22 protein-coding genes and 3 pseudogenes are annotated in these 20091 nt (G+C 42.7%); 15 read left to right on the plus strand and 10 right to left on the minus strand.

Annotated features, from left to right (window positions below):
* Nucleotides 1-97: 97 nt before the first annotated feature.
* The 4 genes from GQR42_RS22470 to GQR42_RS22485 all read left to right on the plus strand — a co-directional run bounded on the left by GQR42_RS22470 (nt 98) and on the right by GQR42_RS22485 (nt 2974).
* Nucleotides 98-409 carry a DUF2499 domain-containing protein gene (locus GQR42_RS22470; protein WP_158201682.1) on the plus strand — a complete coding sequence of 104 codons (312 nt, stop codon included), beginning with the start codon at nt 98-100 and terminating at the stop codon, nt 407-409.
* Nucleotides 402-704: a DUF3593 domain-containing protein gene (locus tag GQR42_RS22475; protein ID WP_158201683.1), complete on the plus strand. Its 303-nt coding sequence runs from the start codon at nt 402-404 to the stop codon at nt 702-704. The genes GQR42_RS22470 and GQR42_RS22475 overlap by 8 nt, the downstream gene beginning before the upstream one ends.
* Before the next feature lie 111 nt (nt 705-815).
* Entirely contained in the window at nt 816-1835 is a 1020-nt protein-coding gene (locus tag GQR42_RS22480) for a glycosyltransferase (RefSeq protein WP_158201684.1), read from the plus strand.
* Between the two features lie 257 nt (nt 1836-2092).
* On the plus strand, nt 2093-2974 hold the full coding sequence (locus GQR42_RS22485; protein ID WP_158201685.1) for a Tab2/Atab2 family RNA-binding protein: 882 nt from the start codon (nt 2093-2095) through the stop codon (nt 2972-2974).
* A 37-nt stretch (nt 2975-3011) separates the two neighbouring features.
* Here the strand turns inward: GQR42_RS22485 and GQR42_RS22490 are convergent, their stop codons facing one another.
* Both GQR42_RS22490 and GQR42_RS22495 read right to left on the minus strand, forming a co-directional pair.
* On the minus strand, nt 3012-4481 hold the full coding sequence (locus GQR42_RS22490) for a carotenoid oxygenase family protein (RefSeq protein ID WP_158201686.1): 1470 nt from the start codon (nt 4479-4481) through the stop codon (nt 3012-3014).
* A gap of 113 nt (nt 4482-4594) precedes the next feature.
* Nucleotides 4595-6766: a glutamine synthetase III family protein gene (locus GQR42_RS22495; RefSeq protein WP_158201687.1), complete on the minus strand. Its 2172-nt coding sequence runs from the start codon at nt 6764-6766 to the stop codon at nt 4595-4597.
* Between the two features lie 383 nt (nt 6767-7149).
* Between GQR42_RS22495 and GQR42_RS22500 the strand changes: the two genes are divergently transcribed.
* Nucleotides 7150-7869, plus strand: coding sequence for a PEP-CTERM sorting domain-containing protein (locus GQR42_RS22500; RefSeq protein ID WP_158201688.1), 720 nt, complete (start codon nt 7150-7152; stop codon nt 7867-7869).
* 149 nt (nt 7870-8018) lie between these two features.
* On the opposite strand, the gene GQR42_RS22505 is transcribed toward GQR42_RS22500, so the two are convergent.
* Entirely contained in the window at nt 8019-8318 is a 300-nt protein-coding gene (locus tag GQR42_RS22505) for a type II toxin-antitoxin system Phd/YefM family antitoxin (protein ID WP_158202551.1), read from the minus strand.
* Nucleotides 8319-8483: 165 nt separating this feature from the next.
* On the opposite strand from GQR42_RS22505, the gene GQR42_RS22510 reads away from it, so the two are divergent.
* The 3 genes from GQR42_RS22510 (at nt 8484) to GQR42_RS27990 (ending at nt 9318) form a co-directional block, all read left to right on the plus strand.
* Nucleotides 8484-8768 carry a hypothetical protein gene (locus GQR42_RS22510; RefSeq protein WP_158201689.1) on the plus strand — a complete coding sequence of 95 codons (285 nt, stop codon included), beginning with the start codon at nt 8484-8486 and terminating at the stop codon, nt 8766-8768.
* Complete coding sequence (locus GQR42_RS22515; protein WP_158201690.1) at nt 8762-9037, plus strand: type II toxin-antitoxin system YafQ family toxin; 276 nt, start codon at nt 8762-8764, stop codon at nt 9035-9037. Before GQR42_RS22510 ends, GQR42_RS22515 begins: the two co-directional genes overlap by 7 nt.
* A gap of 107 nt (nt 9038-9144) precedes the next feature.
* Nucleotides 9145-9318, plus strand: a complete 174-nt coding sequence (locus GQR42_RS27990; protein WP_199273230.1) for a hypothetical protein — start codon at nt 9145-9147, stop codon at nt 9316-9318.
* 223 nt (nt 9319-9541) lie between these two features.
* Here GQR42_RS27990 and GQR42_RS22520 read toward each other — a convergent pair whose 3' ends face one another.
* Together GQR42_RS22520 and GQR42_RS22525 are read right to left on the minus strand one after the other, a co-directional pair.
* Nucleotides 9542-9766 (minus strand): hypothetical protein, encoded by a 225-nt coding sequence (locus GQR42_RS22520; RefSeq protein ID WP_158201691.1) that lies wholly within the window; start codon nt 9764-9766, stop codon nt 9542-9544.
* 61 nt (nt 9767-9827) lie between these two features.
* Entirely contained in the window at nt 9828-10325 is a 498-nt protein-coding gene (locus tag GQR42_RS22525) for a hypothetical protein (protein ID WP_233271130.1), read from the minus strand.
* Between the two features lie 255 nt (nt 10326-10580).
* Between GQR42_RS22525 and GQR42_RS22530 the strand changes: the two genes are divergently transcribed.
* From GQR42_RS22530 to GQR42_RS30145, 5 genes and pseudogenes are all read left to right on the plus strand, one after another.
* The gene (locus GQR42_RS22530; RefSeq protein ID WP_158201693.1) at nt 10581-11972 is read left to right on the plus strand and encodes an NAD-dependent malic enzyme; all 1392 of its coding nucleotides are present in this window, start codon (nt 10581-10583) and stop codon (nt 11970-11972) included.
* Nucleotides 11973-12003: 31 nt separating this feature from the next.
* Entirely contained in the window at nt 12004-12738 is a 735-nt protein-coding gene (locus GQR42_RS22535) for a M15 family metallopeptidase (RefSeq protein ID WP_158201694.1), read from the plus strand.
* A 177-nt stretch (nt 12739-12915) separates the two neighbouring features.
* A complete protein-coding gene (locus GQR42_RS22540; RefSeq protein WP_233271131.1) occupies nt 12916-13275 on the plus strand; it encodes a hypothetical protein in 360 nt (119 codons plus the stop codon).
* 317 nt (nt 13276-13592) lie between these two features.
* Nucleotides 13593-14900 (plus strand): annotated as a pseudogene (locus tag GQR42_RS29745) (NACHT domain-containing protein); the annotation flags it as partial.
* A pseudogene (locus tag GQR42_RS30145) lies at nt 14883-15030 on the plus strand (ISAs1 family transposase); the annotation flags it as partial. The pseudogenes GQR42_RS29745 and GQR42_RS30145, both read left to right, overlap by 18 nt.
* Before the next feature lie 145 nt (nt 15031-15175).
* Here the strand turns inward: GQR42_RS30145 and GQR42_RS30150 are convergent.
* Nucleotides 15176-15461 (minus strand): annotated as a pseudogene (locus GQR42_RS30150) (IS1634 family transposase); the annotation flags it as partial.
* Nucleotides 15462-16194: 733 nt separating this feature from the next.
* Between GQR42_RS30150 and GQR42_RS22560 the strand changes: the two are divergent.
* Nucleotides 16195-16437 carry a hypothetical protein gene (locus GQR42_RS22560; protein ID WP_158201695.1) on the plus strand — a complete coding sequence of 81 codons (243 nt, stop codon included), beginning with the start codon at nt 16195-16197 and terminating at the stop codon, nt 16435-16437.
* Entirely contained in the window at nt 16350-17789 is a 1440-nt protein-coding gene (locus GQR42_RS22565) for a folate/biopterin family MFS transporter (protein WP_158201696.1), read from the plus strand. The genes GQR42_RS22560 and GQR42_RS22565 overlap by 88 nt, the downstream gene beginning before the upstream one ends.
* 218 nt (nt 17790-18007) lie before the next feature.
* Here the strand turns inward: GQR42_RS22565 and GQR42_RS22575 are convergent, their stop codons facing one another.
* The 4 genes from GQR42_RS22575 to GQR42_RS22590 all read right to left on the minus strand — a co-directional run bounded on the left by GQR42_RS22575 (nt 18008) and on the right by GQR42_RS22590 (nt 20033).
* Nucleotides 18008-18184: a hypothetical protein gene (locus GQR42_RS22575; RefSeq protein WP_233271134.1), complete on the minus strand. Its 177-nt coding sequence runs from the start codon at nt 18182-18184 to the stop codon at nt 18008-18010.
* Complete coding sequence (locus GQR42_RS22580; protein WP_442789597.1) at nt 18162-18623, minus strand: transposase; 462 nt, start codon at nt 18621-18623, stop codon at nt 18162-18164. The genes GQR42_RS22575 and GQR42_RS22580 overlap by 23 nt, the downstream gene beginning before the upstream one ends.
* 49 nt (nt 18624-18672) lie before the next feature.
* The gene (locus GQR42_RS22585; RefSeq protein ID WP_158201699.1) at nt 18673-19197 is read right to left on the minus strand and encodes a helix-turn-helix domain-containing protein; all 525 of its coding nucleotides are present in this window, start codon (nt 19195-19197) and stop codon (nt 18673-18675) included.
* Between the two features lie 212 nt (nt 19198-19409).
* A complete protein-coding gene (locus GQR42_RS22590; protein ID WP_233271135.1) occupies nt 19410-20033 on the minus strand; it encodes a hypothetical protein in 624 nt (207 codons plus the stop codon).
* Nucleotides 20034-20091 lie beyond the last annotated feature (58 nt).

Raw genomic sequence — 20091 nt, forward strand, 5'->3', positions numbered from 1 at the left:
GGTAATGGGGAGATGGGGGAATTCAACTAAAACCCCAACACCCTAACACCCTAACACCCTAACACCTATTTTTAACTTTTAACTTTTTTCTTTGCCAATGAATGCTTTATCAATACCGACGTGGATAGTTCATGTATCGAGTGTCGTAGAATGGGTAGCAGCGATCTGGTTAGTCTGGACCTATGGCGACATCAGTAGCGATCGATCGTGGCGAATGTTATCTTGGGGAATGTTACCCGCTTTAATTGGGGCAATGTGTGCCTGTACATGGCATTTTTTTGATAATATCAGTGCCTTATCCTGGTTAGTCACCCTACAGGCAGCCATGACGGTCTTAGGAAATTTTACCCTCTGTGCTGCCGGTTGGTGGCTGTGGCGTTCCAGTAAAATTAGCGTTAACAATGAATAAAGAGAGTTTATTTGCCATTTCCCTGTTTCCCTATCTGGGGTTTCTGTGGTTAATCACTCGTTCGGGGAAAATGCCCCGTTTAGCCTTAATTGGCTTTTATGTGCTGTTAATCTTCGTTTTTATCACCATTCCTGCCGGTATCTACGCCAAAATCCACTATGGTCAAGAATTAGCTAACGTCGATTGGTTACACGGCAGCGCCGAATTTTTCCTCACCCTCTCCAATATTCTCGTCGTCTTAGGTTTTCGTCAGGCAATTTTAGCCAAAAAGCAAACAGAGAACAGGGAACAGTGAACAGGGAGCAGTGAACAGTGAACTGACAACTCACATCTGATAACTGATAACTGATAACTGATAACTGAATTGTGGTACAATCGCCCCAAAACGTCCCCGCGTCAGTCAACTATGTCCCCGATTACACCGTCCATCAGTGTCAACGAACCAAACCCGCAGGCTGCTATCCAGACTTTATCGGTAGTGGTTCCCATTTATAACGAAGTGGACAGTATCCCCCATCTCGTGGAGAGTATCGCCACGATTTTGCGTTCTTATCAAATTAACTACGAGATAATCTGTGTTGACGACGGTTCTAAGGACGGTTCCACCGAGGTTTTAACTAATTTAGCCAAAAATCGCGATGATCTCAAGGCGGTAATATTGCGACGCAACTACGGACAAACCCCCGCTATGGCTGCCGGATTTAATTATGCCACGGGACAGGTCATCGTTACCCTCGACGGCGATTTACAGAACGATCCCAATGATATACCCCTATTATTGGCCAAATTGGAGGAAGGTTATGACCTCGTGAGTGGCTGGCGCAAAAATCGCCAAGATGACAAGGTAAAACGGCTTTTACCCTCAAAAATAGCTAATTGGCTAATAGCAAAGGTAACAGGGGTCAAATTACACGACTACGGTTGTTCTTTGAAAGCCTATCGAGCCGAATTAGTCGCCGATATGAATCTCTACGGGGAATTACATCGCTTTTTACCCGCATTAGCTTTTATTGAAGGGGCAAAAATAACCGAAATTCCCGTTAATCACCACGCTAGACGGTTCGGACAGAGTAAATATGGTTTAGGTCGCACAATTCGCGTGATTATGGACTTATTTACTGTCTTTTTCATGAAAAAGTTCCTCACCCGTCCGATGCACATTTTTGGATTCTACGGACTGTTATCGATGGTAGTGGGGATTATTTTAGGCGCTTATCTGACTATTCTCAAACTCGGTTTCGGACAAGACATCGGCGATCGACCTTTGTTAATCCTAGCTGTGTTATTCTTTTTAACTGGGGTACAATTACTCTGTTTTGGTCTTTTAGCAGAAATTTTGATGCGAACTTACCATGAATCCCAAAAACGTCCTATCTACCGCGTTCGTACTGTTGTCGGGGATAGGGAATTTTTCAGTAATCAGTGAACAGTAATCAGTGAGCAGTAATCAGTGAGCAGTAATCAGTAATCAGTGAGCAGTAAACAGTAATCAGTAAACAGTAATCAGTAAACAGTAATCAGTAAACAGTAATCAGTAATCACTGAAAAGAAATCTCGGAACTTGCCACTTAATATTGTTCACTGAAAACTCAAATCTGATGACTGATAGCTGATAACTGAAAACTCAAATCTGATAACTGATACCTGATAACTGATAACTGATAACTGATAACTGAAAAAAATATGACTATTTGGGAACTTGATTTTTATTCGCGGCCGGTGGTGGATGAAAATAATAAAAAAAGATGGGAAGTATTAATCTGTGAAACTCCAGCAACAATCGATCGCTCCTCCGATACAATATTTAAATATGCTAGTTATTGTCCTAATACAACGGTTAATTCCCAATGGTTAGGAGAAGCAATTACTGCAGCTATCAAGGAAGCGGGGGTAACTCCCAAAAAAATTCGCTTTTTCCGTCGTCAGATGAATAACATGATTAGCAAAGCTTGCGAGGATATCGGTATTCCCGGTTCCCCTAGTCGTCGCACTCATGCTTTAACTAGATGGATAGAAGAAAGAATGGTTAATTTCTACCCTCAAGAAGTTGGTTATGATCAAAATTTAACTAAAACTGCTTCCGTTAATTATCCCCCTTTAAATGCTGTTCCCCTTCCCGATGCTGTCCGGGGAGATAAGGCAGATAAATGGGCTTTTGTCACGCTAGAATTGTCTTCTTTTCATGATTTAAAAGATTGGGATATTAGCTTCGGAGAAAATTTGCCTATACTAGAGATGGGATTAGATGAAAATCTCAAAATACCCGGTTTAGTTATTTTTTCCCCCCGCGCTTTACCCCTAGCTGGTTGGATGTCAGGGTTAGAAATGGCCTATTTAAAGTTAGAAACTGGTTCCCGTCCTCTGCTACGTTTAGAAACGGGTGCTAGTGATAGCTGGATTCTCGTCAATGTCACTAATACCGAGACTTTAAAGGAAGCCAAAAACTTTGAAGAAGCTAAACAAAAAGCAAATAATCTGCATTTTTTAGCCATTCAATCTAACCCTGAATCGGAATCCTTCGCCGGTTTTTGGCTATTACAAGAAGGATATCAAGAGAAAGTTTAGTAAAGGTGGGTTTTCAATCCACCCTCACAGAATTAACTTAAAAACATTGTCTAGTCCAACTACCGTGTAACCCGTGGGGAATATGATGTTTAAGATGGATAATCGCTAGGGAATTAGTGATATCTTTAGCATCTAAGATTACCATATTCGATCGATGATTGGCCGCATCGTAAGTGACTACCAATAACCACCCATCATCTTCAGCAATTCCATCGGGTTTAGGCACAAAAATTGGCTCACCTGCAAATCCCCGGGGAGCAAAAGAATGTAATTGTTTTTCTCCCGTTAATAAGTCCAGTTTTAAGATTGCTTGCAAAGGAGCATTACCGGTGGCATGATGAGTGGCAGCGATGTATAAATAACGGTAATCTTGACCAACTTTTGCAGGATTAATGCTGGGAAACTCACAACAATGCTCTAGAATACATTCTCTTGTAACGGTATTTTCTGATAAATTTAGTGTAAATCGCCACAGATGTCCGGGAGCTAAACTATCAAAATCTACCGATTGAAAATTGCTATTTGAATCCAGTTGTGGTAAGGATTGATAACAAATAGAATCGATATAAATTTTCTCCCCTTGTTCAAAAGCATTGCTATGATGAAACACAAAACCCGATGGAGTTTCTAAAACTTTCACTTCTCCTTTGTTAGGATCCCGGGGGATAATAATAATCTTAGTTAACTTGTCCAGTTGATTGATAACGCATTCTCCCGCACCTTTTAACCCAAAAAGAAAAGGAAAAGGATTATAACTAACTGGGTTTTGGAAAAAGATAGCGTAGTGGGGAGTAATAACAAAATCGTGGATAAAACAGAAGCCCGGTATACTGTGGGTATGACGACGTAATAACTTACCCGTGGGACTAATTTCGTAGAGAGTAATGGCACTCGACAAACCCGTTTTAATGGCAAAATTTACCAGACAAGGTTGATGATTATCGAAGATACAAGCGGGATCGATGCGAGGATGAGCGGCAAAAGAATCGCCTTTTTCCAAGATACCATCGAGATAGTCTAAACCAATAGTATCAAGGGTTTTAGCATCGAGGCGATGGGGTTCGGCCGCTTCCCAAAGTGCCAGTAATTTATTACCCCAGTAGATAACATTAGTATTGGCAATATTTTTCAGACGCAAATCAAAAGCATTGCCGAAAATTCCCCCCGGTTTTTTCGTGCCGAAAACACCGCGATAAAGGGGTTTTCCCGCTTTCTGTTCCTGGAGATAACCCTCAGTTTTCACAAAACGATTACGATAATGTACGCGCCCATGATTGAAGCTAATCGCGCTGATCATACCATCCCCATCGAAGGGATGAGCGATCGCAGTGCCAGCGATATCGAGTAAACCGGGGCCATTTTTAAAGACTGTACCCTGTAAATCGGGGGGAATTTGCCCCTCGATGTCTTCTACCTCGTAATCGTACTCGTTAGGTTGGGATTGATAGCCTTTTTGCCAATCCTGACGATTATAGGATTTTTCGCCAATTGTCGGAGTTAATACCATAGTAGTTTTAGGTTTATATTGACTTTTCTTAACATAACTTAAAACTACCAGAGCTAAAAAGAAGGGGGTGCTGAATCATTTTTTCAGCTATTCACCCCCTCCTTGCGGTCGTGTTATTTAACAAACAACATTTCTTGATAGGTAGGTAAGGGCCAGAAATTGTCAGCTACTTCCCCTTCCAGTGTGTCAGCATATTCGCGCACCTGATCCATCAAGGGACGGATCGTTTGAGCAGAATACTGCATATGTTCCTCGATCGAGTCAAAATCGTGTTTAGCCATGGCCGCACTCAGTTTGCTAACGCCATCCATCAGTAATTTAATTAGATTAGAGACAGTTTGGGCGCTTTCCTTATCCATCTCGATACCGATCGCAGCTGCGTTGGCGATCGCTGAGGACAATTCCGACAAGTAGCGAACGGCAGCGGGATAAATAATCGTTTTAGCCATACTTACCACCAGTTTTGCCTCCACCTCGATGGCCAGCAAATACTGTTCCGCATAGACATCAAAACGACTTTCCAGTTCAACGGGACTAAACACACCCATGCGGGTAAAAAGTTCTTCGATATAATCGGCCTTCAGCACGGGTAAAGCATCGGCAGTGGTGCGGAGATTAGCCAAACCGCGCTCTTCTACCGCCATTTTGTGCCATTCCGGGGAATATCCGTTACCTCCGAAGATCACATTTCTGTGTTTGTCCATGATCTCCTTGAGAACACCTTGGGCCGCAGTATTGAGGTCTTCTCCGGCCTTCATCCGGCTTTCTAACTTATCCGCCACCCAAGTCAGGGAATCCGCTAGAATCGTGTTCATCGCCACCAGCGGCCCGGAAACTGACTGATTAGAACCCACAGCGCGGAATTCAAAGCGATTGCCCGTAAAAGCAAAAGGAGAGGTACGATTGCGATCGCCAGGGTCCTTGGGGAACACCGGCAGGGTATCGACACCCAGATCCATCAACCCTGGGGCATCAGAACCCTCAATTTGTCCTTGGCTAATTTGGTCGAATACCTTTTCTAACTGGCTGCCCAAATATACCGAAATAATGGCGGGAGGAGCTTCATTTGCCCCCAAACGGTGATCATTGCTGGCGGTAGCCACCACTGCGCGTAAAAGCGGTCCGTACTTGTGAACACCACGGATAACTGCCCCACAGAACAACAAAAACTGCATATTAGCGTGGGGAGTATCGCCCGGATCCAGCAGATTGCCCTGGGTGGCGTTGCCGACAGACCAGTTAACGTGTTTTCCCGAACCATTAATTCCCGCAAAGGGTTTTTCGTGCAGTAGGCAAACAAAACCGTGTTTTTTAGCCGTACTTTTCAGCAAAGTCATAATTAACTGCTGATGGTCACTGGCCACGTTAGCAGCCTCGAAAAAGGGGGCAATCTCGAACTGTCCGGGAGCGACTTCATTATGGCGGGTTTTGGCCGGAATGCCGAGGCGATACATTCTTTCCTCCACTTCCTGCATAAACACCTGAACCCGTTCGGGAATCGCGCCAAAATAATGATCGTCGAACTGTTGACCTTTGGCGGCGGGTTTACCGAATAGGGTGCGACCGGTGAGCAGTAAATCGGGGCGACTATGGGCAAAATGAGCATCGACGAGGAAATATTCCTGTTCAGCACCGCAGCTGGAGTTCACGGGGGCGACTTCCGTATGTCCTAAGAGCTTTAGCACCCTGGTGGCGGCTTTACTCATCGATGAAATCGAGCGTAAAAGCGGCGTTTTTTTGTCGAGGGCCTCTCCTGTCCAAGAGATGAACACCGTCGGGATACACAGGGTTACACCATTATCCGTCTCCATGACGTAGGCTGGACTGGTGACATCCCAAGCGGTGTAACCCCGCGCTTCAAAGGTGGAGCGAAGTCCGCCGTTAGGAAAGGAGGAGCCGTCCGGTTCACCCTGTACTAAGACTTTGCCCGTAAATTCTGTGATCACCGAACCGTCGCTCTGCACGGAGATAAAACCATCGTGTTTTTCGGCGGTGGCGTTGGTCATTGGATAGAAGACGTGGGCATAGTACAGCGCCCCTTTGGACGTGGCCCAATCCTTCATCGCTGCCGCTACCGCACCAGCGATGGAAACGTCTAATTTTCCCCCGGTTAAAATCGTGTTTTTGACCGATTTGAATACGTCTTTGGGAAGACTGGCCTGCATTTTGCTCAGGGTAAAGACATCGGTTGCCCACAGGGCCTCTAAACGTTGCGGAATTTTGCTCGGTAGGGGTTTACGCTCCGTTACTTGAGAGATAGCTTGAACACGCGTTCCATAACTCATAAGTATTTTTCCTATTTGGCTCTGTCGTGGATAAAGGGTTACTTTACTTAGGCGATGACAAGTTTCCTACTAATTTTGCTGTTGAATTGGGGTCAGAGGTTATTCTCTGCTTAATAATTTTGATCCCACGGCACAAGCTTCTGTGCGGTTTTTATCTGCTTGCGCCGGCCTCTTTTCCGATCAATTAGCAGCATTAGCCTTCATCTTAAGAACAGATGATCGAGAGATTTGTATCAAAGATTACAAATATTTCAAACCCTATCTTCCCCAAGCGATCGCACTGAGAAAACGGGTTTCTTCCAGAAACCCGTTTTCTAGACTTACATACTTGACAAAATGGGGGGGGGTAGTAGAATCTTGGAGGATTTTGCCCAAAATTGTTCATGAATACTACAACTACCTTCAAATCTCTGTCTCTGGCTGGTGTTGTCTTCGCCGGCACAGTTAGCGCGATCGCTAGTTTGACCGTCCTCCCCGTCCAAGCGCTGCCGATCATCTACAATCCGACTCCAACCTTAACGCTTAATGCAGGCACTGCTACTCTCACCGTTGGAGCCTTAGTCAACACTGCCAACGGCAATGGGTTGACTGGACCTGGAAACGCTTTGCAGCAACAGCACGTCGGAGGTAGCAATGGAGCTAATTTCTGGGGAGTACGTTTAGAAAGCGGGACGACTCCTGCTGATGTCAATCTTGATTTTGATTTTGGCAGTTCTGTGTTCTTAGATACCTTGGCTTTGTGGAATTACAACGCTTTTAATACCACAGCTACTGATCGCGGAATCAAGGATTTCACACTAATTCTCTCCAATAACTCCGACTTTAGCAGTCCAGTTTATGTATCAGGAACCCTAACACTACCTGAAGGTACGGCAACTAACATACCAGCGACAATCTTTTCCTTTCCTTTAATTCAAGCCCAATATGCTAGAATTGATGTAGCAAACAATTGGTTCGTTGGTTGGACAGCACCAGGGCCTATTGGTCTCTCTGAAGTTCGCTTTGCCCAGACTGTTCCTGTTCCTGAATCAAGTTCTGGCCTGGGTTTGCTGGCCTTAGGCTTGCTGGGGGCGGGAGCGGCACTTAAGCGCCATTGGAACTGAGAAGAGAAAACGGGTTTCTTTGAGAAACCCGTTTTCTGAATCAGAGAAAACGGGTTTCTTTGAGAAACCCGTTTTCTGAATCAGCTTTTTTATCTGTTTTATACCACCATCTTAAATCTTCTCGAAATTGGTGATCAAAGACAATTGCCCTACTCTTGGCGTTCAATTCCTAACTCCTGACAAAGTTCTGTAACTGTCTGTCCCGGTATTGTTTGAACGTCCCGCTCCATTGAACGTTCCAGTGCTGCCAATAACTTTCTAGCATTCGCAGGCGATCGCAAAAGATAAACGGTTTCTAATAAGCCAGTTAATTCTTCTGCGCTCAATAGTGCCATATCTTTATGACCAGGGCGCGTAATAATCGCCATACTATTCTCGCTTTCCAGTCGATCCAGAAGGCTCCCTAAATTTTCTTGAGCTTGAGTGTAGGTAGTTTGGATAGAAAATATAAGGCGAGGACAACGAGTTGATTTGATTTTAGCTTATTTCATCAACTTAGAAAACGGGTTTTTTAAAGAAACCCGTTTTCTGGACTTAGGGCGATCGCTAGGGATTGCTAACTCGCACTAGACTGGATTAAAATAATTAATTAACTCCCAATCATTTGTTTAATCATGAGTCAAGCTGCTCCTGCAATCAATACTAAACTAATTGATTCTCTTGCTCAAATTATCCTTTCCTTAACTGACGAAGAACAACAGCTTCTGCTACAAAAAATCCAGCATCCAGCCTTATCTGATGTCGATTTTCATCAAGGTTTTCCCTTTGATGTTCAAATTCCTAATACAGAAACGCTCGCCACCATTGAAGAAGTAGAAAAACATCCTGAGCGTCTTAACCGTTATAGTAGCGTCGGGCAGATGTTCGAGGATTGGAACAAAGATACAGGGGAATGTTAACGCCACAGGAAAGCGCCCGCTTTCGACGCGATTTGAGGCGGATGAAAAAACGGGGTAAAGACTTGGAAAAGTTAAAAACTGTGGTGGAACTACTGGTGCAAGAACAAATACTACCAGAGCGATACCGAGATCATAATCTCGTTGGAGATTGGTCGGGTTATGGTGAGTGCCATATCGAGCCGGATTGGTTGTTACTCTACAAGATTGAGCGAGATGAGGAAAGCTTAACACTCGTTCGGACTGGGACTCATTCGGATCTGTTTAAATAGTCTTCTAGTAGGGTGGGAATTGCTAACTTATGCTAGACTAGATTAAAATAATTAAGTAAGTGGTTATATAATTTTTAACGCCTACCTACTTAATTAAATCCCAATAAATGGATTTTGTTCCTCAGCTTCCCTGGGATTCTGATCAACTTAAAGAAACTTTGGCAAAAGCACACCGCAATTGTCAAGAGATGGAATTAGTTGGATTACAATTAGAAGAAGCGATTAGTCGCTTAGAAGCGGAAAATCGTCAAAGACGAAGACAGCAGCTAGAAAGAACCTGACAAAAAATGCAAAACCCCTTAGAAAACGGGTTTTCTGGAACAATCAATTCAAAGCAAGGACAAACCCATGAAATATCGCGTCTTAATTGAGCAGGATGTTCATAGCTTGATTCAGCAACGCCACAATTATCAGCTTTGATAGGTATTGCGGTGCTAATTGAGAACCTTCTAAGCTATAGCCTCCCGACTTAAAATCTCGAAACATCTCCTCAATATCAAATCTTTATTGATAGGCCATTATTGCCGTCTCTAAATCTCCCAAGTTAGTCAGAATATACCAAGGCTCTTTTGTTTGAAAACCCCGATAGGTTTTTTTCCACTTACCAGCTAAGTTAAACGGGCCAAATCCCCGCTCTTTTGTAATATTTACATCCTTCAAAAATAGTTGACTTCCTGGACTTAAACCTAACTCTCTCATTTCTTGATAAATTCCTTCTTTTGTCTTCACATTTGGACTTTGTTTTTGTCTTAAACAAAAGTATACACTCTCTCTGCTTCTGAAGCCACTTTCAAAGACTGACCGAGCAAAATTCTCTATCTCCTAACACCACTATTTTATGACCTGATAAAACCGTCAATATTTTCCCCAATACTCGCTGCTGTTCTTCGAGATTACTACTTCCTTTTTTATCTAATATCTCCCAATATATTGGCATGGCTCTCTTGTCATAAATTAGACTCACCATCAAGATATTTATTGCTCCCCAACTCGTCCGGTCTATGGCAATGTATACTAATCCTTTTATTGTGAATCTCTCCTGCTGTTTTAACATCTCTTTTAGGCAGGGAAACCAGATTTTTTCAATCTTCAGAATTTCCAGCTTTAAAAATCTTTTTAGTTTTTTTCTCCGACTCTCAAACAGGATTGGTATGGGTAGTGCTTCTGCTAACATCTCTAACTTGGCTTGCTTCAATATTTGTAAGGTTCCAACTATCATTAACAACAGTAGATATCTGGCTCGCCCCAGTTCATTCTCTAAGACTTTCTGATATAGTTCACTTATCATTTTCGTTATTTAGGTCATATCTACTATATATGACTTATCTTTTTTGGGAGTATGTATATGTATTCCATGCTACATAAGCTTTTCAGCTTGCTTGTCCCCCTGTCAGAGCAGAAACCTAAATCGTGAGGTTTGGGAATCGCCGTCCGTTTACGGCGGTGAGGATGTCAAAATAGCTACAGAAACTGCGCGATTAGATACCAAAGTCCCTCACAGATAGAAGATAATCAATATTTATCAGTATTGGAAGCCTTCAGCATGGTTCATTTAACGCCCAATCCTAGCTATAGTTTAAGTCTCAAGATAGAAATCCCCAATCAAGCGGGAACCTTCGCTTCTGTCCTCAATGCGATCGCCGATGTCGGGGGGAATTTAGGGCAAATTTCTCTGATCGAACGCAATTTAAAGATTAGCACCCGCGAGATTATGGTTGATGCCGCTAGTACCGACCAAGCGGAACAGATTATCGCCGCGGTTAAAGCTCTACCGGATGTTAAACTCCTGAAAGTTTCCGATCGCACCTTCGATCTCCATCGTCGGGGTAAAATCTCCATTGAAAGTCGTATTTCCCTCGCCTCCCAAGACGACCTGGCCATGGCCTACACCCCTGGAGTTGGTCGCATCTGCACCGCTATCGCTCATCAACCCGAACAAGTGTACTCATTAACCATCAAGGGCAACACCGTCGCTGTAGTTACCGATGGTAGTGCGGTATTAGGATTAGGAAATCTCGGGCCGGAGGCTGCCCTACCAGTAATGGAAGGGAAAGCGATGCTATTCAAGGAATTCGCAGGAATTGATGCTTTTCCCATCTGTTTAGCCACCCAAGACCCCGAAGAAATCATCGCAACCGTCAAAAGAATCGCCCCGGTTTTTGGTGGCATTAACCTAGAGGATATCGGCGCGCCACGCTGTTTTGAAATCGAGAAACGTCTGCGAGAGGAGTTAAATATTCCCGTTTTCCACGATGATCAACACGGTACGGCGATCGTTTCCCTGGCGGCCCTGATTAATGCCCTCAAATTGGTTAAAAAATCGCTTGATACAGCCAAAATCGTCATTAATGGTGCGGGTGCGGCGGGAATCGCCATCGCTACTCTCTTTAAAACCGCAGGAGCTACAGATATAACCCTCTGTGATTCCCATGGTATCCTCTCCCAAAACCGGGACGATTTAACCCCAGAAAAACAAGCTTGGGCCGTGACTGCCAGTGGTAAGCTAGGGGATGCTCTTAAAGGCGCTGATGTCTTCTTGGGGGTGAGTGTACCGGGGGTATTGACTCCTGAAATGGTCAAGGGAATGGCTAAAGATGCGATCGTCTTTGCCATGGCTAATCCGATTCCCGAAATTCAACCGGAATTAATCAATGATTTAGTGGCCGTGGTGGCTACCGGACGCAGCGATTATCCCAATCAGATTAATAATGTCCTCGCTTTCCCCGGATTATTTCGCGGGGCCTTGGACTGTCGCGCTAGGGCCATCACCGATAATATGTATCTGGAAGCGGCCAAAGCGATCGCTTCTTTGATCACTCCTGCTAATCTCGATCGAGAGAATATTATTCCCTCGGTTTTTGATAGTCGTGTAGTTACGGCTGTGGCCGCCGCCGTTCAACACGCTGCTCGTCAAGATGGAGTGGCCGGGGAATAATGTAATTATCGTGCAGGAGGGTAAGTGAACCGTGAAACCGATCGATGATATTCCCGAAGCTTTGCGGGACAGCCAGTACAGAAAAACTACTAATCCTAATGGTCTTATAACGATCGCAAGCGGTTTACTTGCTCTGGTGGGAACCGGCCTAATTGCCATAGCAGTCTTGAATCGTCCCCCTGCTTCCGTAAAAAAACCGGTTATTAACCCATCCCCCCTGATTAAAGCCACTCCTAGCCCCATTGAGAACATTCTAGGTCATTTACCCTATCAACAGGCTCCAGAGACGGAATTAGACCCCATTACTGGGGATGGTGGTATGCGTTTAAGGAAGGCAGCAGCCAAGGCTTTTATCCAGATGCAAAGTGACGCAAGAAGGTCGGGGGTGATTTTAATGCCGATTTCCGCATTTCGAGCGAAAGCAACCCAAGAAAAGCTCTTTTTTGAAGTGAAAAAACAACGCAATCAGCCAACCCGCAAACGAGCAGAAGTGAGCGCACCTCCGGGTTACAGCGAACATCATACCGGTTATGCGATCGATATTGGCGATGGTCGCACCCCAGCCACAAATTTAAGCACCAGTTTTGCTAATACTGCCGCTTTTCGTTGGTTGCAAAATAACGCCGCTCAGTATAGTTTCGAGTTATCTTTCCCCGAAAATAATCCCCAGGGTATTAATTATGAGCCTTGGCACTGGCGTTTTGTCGGTGATAGTCACAGTTTAGAAACTTTTTATAAAGCCCAACAATTAGGAAAACAAAAATAAACGTAGGGTGCGTTAGGCAATCCATTGTTTTTAGGGAAAAAATCAAGGTCTAAATATTGCCGTAACGCACCAACTTTTTAGAAAACCTAACAATTAGGAAAACAAAAAGAGGATAACCTTATCGGCGATCAAGGGCATTTTCTGGAATTAATTACTAAAATAGGATTATATTGTATTGTGAGTGTTTCTAATATGTCCAAGCCAGTAGAATACTTAACAAATGAGCAAGGGGAACGAGTTGGGGTTTTATTAGACTGGAACACCTATTCTCGATTTGCCAATTCATTAGGACTCGATGAAGATTGTTTGATTGGTTTGAGTGTGGATGAATTAAAAGCGCTGGCAAGTTGTCAATTGTCCCTCGTAGAGCAAACCCGTTTAGATGATTTAGTGACGAGAAATGCAGAATCTTTACTCTGCGCTGATGAAGTAGCTGAGTTAGATGAGTTGTTGGCAAAAACAGATCAGTTAACAATTCTTAAAACTCGTGCCAGATATACGCTAAAGTGCTTGGAACAAGGTACGACGGCAGCGTGAGTGTTTATATTCGGATGGGGTTTTCTCTGTCTGACAGGAGAGGGATGCAGAAACTCCGATTCTATCTTGTAAGTCATGACCAAATCTTCTTAGCCTACAATTAAAAATAAGCTAAGACGCATTTTAACCGCTTATTCTTAGATTAGCAGAATCTCCCTCGCCCCCCCTGCTAGTAGGGTTGATTCAAGGTAGGGTTGATTCAAGGTAAGGTTGATTCAAGGTAGGGTTGATTCATGAATCAACCCTACCCCTGCTAGGGGTTGGGGGGTTGCCTTTTTCCTCGTCTCAACAGGTAATTTAAATACTTAACAGCATCAATGATTGACTGGACTCCCTATCTCAAATCAATCTCGGAAAAGTACGCCCAGTGGGAGACATTTTACACCTTCACGGACGTAGAGGGAAAAACACGCCCGTCGAAAACTGCACCTTTGCTAAGGGATTTGTGGGTGCAGACGATTGAAAAAGAACGGGAAAACCCGCAGGAAAGACCAGAAAAAGCATAAAAAAAGGAAAGATTCACAGTTTTAGAAGGTTTACGCAAGTATGCGACTAATCACGTTCTTTTAAAAGGTCGTCCCGGTTCAGGAAAATCGACCGCTTTAGCCAGATTATTATTAGAAGAATCCGTAGGGGCGCAAAGCTTGCGCCCAAATCAACAAAATCAGGCTAAAATCATTCAAATTCCCATTCTCATCGAATTACGCTTGTATGAAACCTCAATTCTTGATTTAATTTTACAATTCCTGAAACGCCATCAATTAATTATTGATAGTAATACCCTAGAAAGTTGGCTGTTAGAAAATCAGAATTTTATCCCATTATTATTATTTGATGGTATCAATGAATTGCCATCAGATACTGCACGACAGAAATTAAAAAACTTTCGCCAGCAGTATGCAGAAATCCCGATGATTTTCACGACAAGGGATTTAGGCAGCGACGACTTAAACATTGAAAAAAAGCTGGAAATGCTCCCCCTGACCGAACCACAGATGCGGGATTTTGTCAAGGCCTATTTGCCCGAAAAAGGCGAAGAAATGCTTAAACAGTTAGGAAATCGTCTCAAGGAATTGGGAGAAACTCCCCTACTTTTGTGGATGTTATGTGAAGTTTTTAATGAGAAAAGCCAAATTCCTGCTAATTTGGGCTTAGTTTTTCGACATTTTACCGAAACAGTTTATGATCACAAATTAAAGGCAGATGTTCCTACTTACCAAGAATCCCGGGATTGGTGGCGAGAATTGCTGCAAGTGTTAGCTTGGAAAATGACACAAGGGGAGTCAAAAACCGAGATTCAGGTGGCTATTTCCCGAACAGAAGCAGAAGAAGAATTAAGCAAATTTATAAAAAATCAAGGATTTCCAGAATATTACAGTAAGCAGTGGTTAAAGGATTTATTGAAATATCATCTAATTCACCTAGAAGGTAATGATAAAATTGCTTTTCGCCATCAACTGATTCAAGAATATTATACGGCTGAGGAATTAAAGAAAAAGTTACCCCATCTCAGGGATGAGCAGTTACAGTGGGACTATTTAAATTATCTCAAATGGACGGAACCTATGGCGTTGCTGTTAGGGTTATTGGATAATGAAACCCAAGCAATAGGACAAGTCAAGGTGGAAGATAAGTAAACATGAAATTACGGCGATTGCTGCTTTACTAGAATTATTAGATATCTCAGGCGCAATTATCACCATTGATGGGATGGGAACTCAAACTGAGATTGTTCGACAAATTTGCCCAAAAAAAATGGTTAAAAGGGTTCGCCACCTCTGGAATAAAACTACTCACGAAGTCCAATTCTGCGACAAAAAAGTAAGCGAGCAGCGATGGACAATGACTATATGGTTGCTGTGCTGAGTTCCTTTTGTCAAGCGTGATTGAGATGCTCTTACCCTAATTTTTTAATCGCCTCTAAAATAGCCATCACATGACCATGAGGAAGACTTCTAATCACTTCAAAATGATTGGGAATGCCTTCAGTCATTGACAGTGTTGCCTCTTTGAGAGCCAGTTTCAAATTGTCGATAATATCATCGGGTAATTTTGAGAGGGCGTTCGGCGATCTCAGCCGAGCCGTTGGCTAGGGTTCTTTTTTTGACTTGATCTCCTTCTCGGTAAGAATCAGGTCGAAGGACAGCCGGAGGGGAATTACGGTTATATAAGTATCTAAGCACAATTAATTACACATCTAAGCCACTACTCCGTCAGACTGCTGCTGTGATCAGTAAACAGTGAACTGAAAACTCAAATCCGATCCCTAATAGCTGTCTTGTGAGTCTCGGAGTCTCGGAGTCTCGGAGTCTTGTGAGTCTCGGAGTCTCGACTAGGAAATTAATTTTGCACGACTACTTATACCATTTTTCAAAAGTAATGACAGAGTATGGTTATGCCTGGTGCATCTCAATTTTGTCGAAATATCCAGATGACATTTTGGGCGCACGCGGTGCGCCCCTACCATTGGCGAAATAATATTATTGTAGGGGCGAATTGCCTTCGCCCTCTTTGAACAACTTCTGCTGCTCACCTTAAGTGAGAGAAAATCACCAATAGGATACCATTTTTCTTTATTCGCGTCACAACGAATGCAGGCTTGGCAAGCATTCGAGCGTGGATGTCTGTCATGGATTTAGAAATTTGGTATTACATGGCCATCATTCTAGCAAATTGAGAGAATTCTTGTTCATTAAGAAATGTTACAAATTACATGGGTACATTAAGAAAAGTCAATGAGTGTATCCATTGATGGATAAGGGTTTTCGGCTATTGTAGTAGATATGTATGGGGGAAGTTCAGCTATATTACTCTCAAATAGAGCGATCGCAAGAGACTTTCCCAATAACATGACAATAAACCTGTTATGCCGATTGGGGATGAGGGAATCGGGGGATAGGGAAGTGGGGGAAGGGGGAAGTGGGGGAATTTCAACTGGGACAAAACCCCAACACCCCACCACCCCAACACCCCAACACCCAAAATCTAAACCTCAACAGCCAACCCCTAACAGCTAACGCACCGATCGAGCGATCAATTATCATAGAGACAGTAACAAATATTTATGAAACTTCATGCTTATTAATCGCCTTGGCATCGATCGCGGGAAAAAATTCCTTAAAGAGAGTATCTTGTTCGGAAATGACCCTAATCCCGAATTAATTGGCATTTTAGGGGTTTATTTCGTGCAGGGCATTCTCGGACTCTCCCGATTAGCGGTTAGCTTTTTTTTAAAAGACGATTTGGCCTTGAGTCCCTCCCAGATGGGGGCATTAATCGGAGTGGCGGCGATTCCTTGGGTGATTAAACCAGCTTTTGGCTTTCTTTCGGATGGTTTGCCTATTTTCGGCTATCGTCGTCGGCCATACCTAATTTTATCGGGAATTCTCGGGGTTTTAGCTTGGTTGGCCCTAGCGACTGTGGTGGAGAATGCTTGGCAAGCGACGGCCGCGATCCTGCTTGGTTCCCTTTCTGTCACCATTAGTGATGTCATCGTCGATTCTTTGGTAGTAGAAAGAGCGCGCAAAGAGTCCTTCACTCAATCCGGTTCTCTACAGTCCTTAACTTGGGGAATATCGGCGCTAGGCGGCTTAATTACGGCTTATCTGGGGGGTTGGTTACTGGCACACCTCGGTACTCGTCCTGTCTTCGCTCTCACCGCTATTTTTCCCCTGATTGCCTCAGCCATGGCGTTTTTAATTACAGAGGAAAAAATCAAGAATAACAATGATGAAGCACAATCCACGCCGAAAGTCAAAGAGCAAATCGGGCAATTATGGTCAGCAATTAGACAAAAATCAATTTTATTACCCACTGCCTTTATTTTTCTCTGGCAGGCTACTCCTAGCGCCGATTCGGCCTTTTTTTACTTCACCACCAACGAGTTAGGATTTGAACCGGAATTTTTAGGACGAGTGCGCTTAGTCACCAGTTTAGCCTCGATCCTGGGGATCTGGGTATATCAACGGTTTTTAAAAGCGATTTCCTTTCGTTTAATTTTGGGTTGGAGTACGGTGATTTCTGCGCTTTTAGGGATGACCACCCTACTCTTAGTTACCCATACTAATCGAGCGCTCGGTATTGACGATCATTGGTTTAGTTTGGGGGATAGTCTCATCCTCACCGTCATGGGACAAATTGCCTTTTTACCCGTCTTAATTTTATCGGCCCGTCTTTGTCCCGTGGGTATTGAAGCATCTCTATTCGCTTTATTAATGTCTATCTGGAATATGTCAGGATTAGTTTCCCAAGAAATCGGCGCTTTATTAACCCATTGGTTGGGAGTCACCGAAACTAATTTTGATAACCTTTGGTTATTGGTGGTGATTACTAATCTCTCTACTCTCCTACCTTTACCCCTAATTAAATGGCTACCTTCTACGGAGCCGCAATCTCAAGAAGTCAAGAAAACTTTTCCCCCCGCAGAAGTCTTTGAACATCATGTTACCGGTTCTTTAGCTGAACCCGGTTTTATTCCCGAACTTGTCCCCGAATTAATCGAGACAAGAGATTGACAGTACAGAAAACGGGTTTCTTTGAGAAACCCGTTTTCTATGTAAAATTTTAGCCAGCAAGCTTTTACTGATATCTCTTTGGTGTGGATTAGGAATCCAGATTTTTAACTTTCCCTGCACCATATATTGATGATTTACTCCTACCAGAGTACCAGAAAATCCCAGCTTTCTCAACTGGTGAATTAACTCTTTCCTTTTGATGAGGGCAAAAGATGGCATCAGGCGATTTTTTGTTGAGGGGTTAGATTGATACCGTCAATAATCGGTAACTGATGCTGTAAGCGTAGTCCTAAAATAACCCAGCCTTCCAAAACTTCCTGTAACTGTTCCTTAGTAGCTTCGAGAGTTGTACCATTAGCATATATAGTGCGCCTAAATGAATTGTGAAAAGGCATCGTATTTCTTAAGGTTAGGAAAATTAAATAATTGAAATTTGGCAAAAAACTCGAACAAGCGTTTAACCACCCGAAAATTTTTGGCCAACCAATAAAATCTTCTCAAAAGATTTTTTAACTGTAGCCAAATTGCTTCTACTGGATTTTCTTCGGGAGCGTATCGAGCAAATTTATGACAGGTAATCTGCCAATCTTTTGGGGATAAACCCTGATTTTGTTCAGTAAGGAATTTGCTCATCTCTTCTCCCGCATGATAGGAAGCTCCATCCCAAATAATCAGTATTTTTCGCTCAGGGTTGCTTTGAATTAGTTTTTTCAAGAAATCTACTGTATTCTCGACCTTCCCTGCCTTGTAGGGAGCTAAAATAAATTCTTTGCCCTCTAAATTTAAAGCTCCATAATAAGTTTGTCTCTCTTTTTCATTCTCAATTTTTACCAAAGTTCTTTCGAGTAACTCTGAGGGATTTTCACCTTCTTTTAGTCTTTCTTTAATAAAGTTCCAGAGATGGCCTAGAACATCTTTCCACCAGCTTTCCCGACCGAATCTCCTCTTTTTTGCTCTCCAATAATTGACTGATTTCTTCATTCTTTTTTTTGACCTCTTCTGGAGCTTTTTTCGGGTTTATACTAAATCTGGTTATTAAAGACTGATTATTCATTCCCCTTTTTGCATGAGTGCATGAGTAGAAAACGGGTTTCTCGGAGAAACCCGTTTTCTGTGCGTTACTCAACGGATTTAGTCTTACTTGTTCCGCCTTTGGCCAGCTAATTCTCGCTTCTTTTAGCAATTGGTAGTAGCTCTGTCTCGATTTAAACACAACCTCATAAGTTTCTAGTACATAAGTTTCTAGCTCCCCAATATCCCAGTGACTCTGGTTGATAATCCATTGAATTAATTCTTGTTTTTCCTCGGCATTTAGATAGGGTCTCGAACCTTTATACTTCAAGATAATCCCCTCAATTCCTGCTGAAATAAATTCCTTTTTCCATTTAGCAATGAATCCGGGGGTCACTCCAATAATTTCTTGAATTGCTCTATAAGCGTATCCCGACAAAGCCAGCTTAACCCCTAAGGCTCTTTTCAGTTATCGGGAGTCGGGATTAGTTTTGATGAACTCTTCGAGAATTTGAAGTTCTGCTTCCATTTGATTCTCCAAACACTTATATTTGTCGTCCTTTTATTCTAAAATATTTCGGGATTGTTGTCGGCATTCTAGTTTACCTATCATTTAGGCGCACTATATATAAACTTACCTAAATCATTAAAATCGATTAGGTAGAGTTTATTGACAATATAAGTTACAAATTCTTTTTCATTGTTTTTTCTCTCCTCAGCTTTCTTTTTGAAATCTTGAGGAGCTTCTGTTTCCCAGAAATTCACTCCTATCTTGGTTGTCATGAATTTCGTTATGTAGGCTCTTAAATAGGTTTCCACACGATAAACATAGGGATAAATTTGAACAGCAATCTGTTCAGAAATTTCGTCTTTTACTATATACAGTTTTTCTAATTTTTGGTCTTTGAAAAATTTTAAAATTGGAATACGTTGAGGTTCTAAAAAATCATATTTTTCCTTTACAACAATTGAAAAAACTGTAATACATTCATCTTGATCAAATGTAATTTGATTTACTGTAATTTCTATAGAATCATCCTTGATTTGGCGATTGTTACAATCTATTTGTGGTGTTCCATTCCAAAATGAATCATTCGAGGCGAGAAGATAGAGTAAATTATCAGGAGTTTTGATATGAGATTTATTAGAAGTGTCAAATGCAAAGATTTCAAAGGTTAGAAAATTGTCTTGTGTGTCTATTGGAATGAGAGGAGTTAGGTCTATAAACAACATCTACCCTCTATTTTAACTTGTCTATTCAAAAAAAAGGGGGCTGAATAAGCCCCCATTA

The organism is Microcystis aeruginosa FD4, assembly GCF_009792235.1.
In the GTDB taxonomy this organism is placed as follows: Bacteria; Cyanobacteriota; Cyanobacteriia; order Cyanobacteriales; family Microcystaceae; genus Microcystis; species Microcystis viridis.

Excerpts from the sequence above, each read along its gene's own strand:
- GQR42_RS27990 (WP_199273230.1), top strand. The coding sequence starts at position 9,145 with ATGGATTTTGTTCCTCAGCTTCCCTGGGATTCTGATCAACTTAAAGAA.
- GQR42_RS22510 (WP_158201689.1), top strand. The coding sequence starts at position 8,484 with ATGAGTCAAGCTGCTCCTGCAATCAATACTAAACTAATTGATTCTCTT.
- GQR42_RS22530 (WP_158201693.1), top strand. The coding sequence starts at position 10,581 with ATGGTTCATTTAACGCCCAATCCTAGCTATAGTTTAAGTCTCAAGATA.
- GQR42_RS22480 (WP_158201684.1), top strand. The coding sequence starts at position 816 with ATGTCCCCGATTACACCGTCCATCAGTGTCAACGAACCAAACCCGCAG.
- GQR42_RS22525 (WP_233271130.1), bottom strand. The coding sequence starts at position 10,325 with ATGATAAGTGAACTATATCAGAAAGTCTTAGAGAATGAACTGGGGCGA.
- GQR42_RS22575 (WP_233271134.1), bottom strand. The coding sequence starts at position 18,184 with ATGCCTTTTCACAATTCATTTAGGCGCACTATATATGCTAATGGTACA.
- GQR42_RS22485 (WP_158201685.1), top strand. The coding sequence starts at position 2,093 with ATGACTATTTGGGAACTTGATTTTTATTCGCGGCCGGTGGTGGATGAA.
- GQR42_RS22475 (WP_158201683.1), top strand. The coding sequence starts at position 402 with ATGAATAAAGAGAGTTTATTTGCCATTTCCCTGTTTCCCTATCTGGGG.
- GQR42_RS22470 (WP_158201682.1), top strand. The coding sequence starts at position 98 with ATGAATGCTTTATCAATACCGACGTGGATAGTTCATGTATCGAGTGTC.
- GQR42_RS22590 (WP_233271135.1), bottom strand. The coding sequence starts at position 20,033 with ATGTTGTTTATAGACCTAACTCCTCTCATTCCAATAGACACACAAGAC.
- GQR42_RS22500 (WP_158201688.1), top strand. The coding sequence starts at position 7,150 with ATGAATACTACAACTACCTTCAAATCTCTGTCTCTGGCTGGTGTTGTC.
- GQR42_RS22565 (WP_158201696.1), top strand. The coding sequence starts at position 16,350 with ATGCTTATTAATCGCCTTGGCATCGATCGCGGGAAAAAATTCCTTAAA.
- GQR42_RS22515 (WP_158201690.1), top strand. The coding sequence starts at position 8,762 with ATGTTAACGCCACAGGAAAGCGCCCGCTTTCGACGCGATTTGAGGCGG.
- GQR42_RS22495 (WP_158201687.1), bottom strand. The coding sequence starts at position 6,766 with ATGAGTTATGGAACGCGTGTTCAAGCTATCTCTCAAGTAACGGAGCGT.
- GQR42_RS22490 (WP_158201686.1), bottom strand. The coding sequence starts at position 4,481 with ATGGTATTAACTCCGACAATTGGCGAAAAATCCTATAATCGTCAGGAT.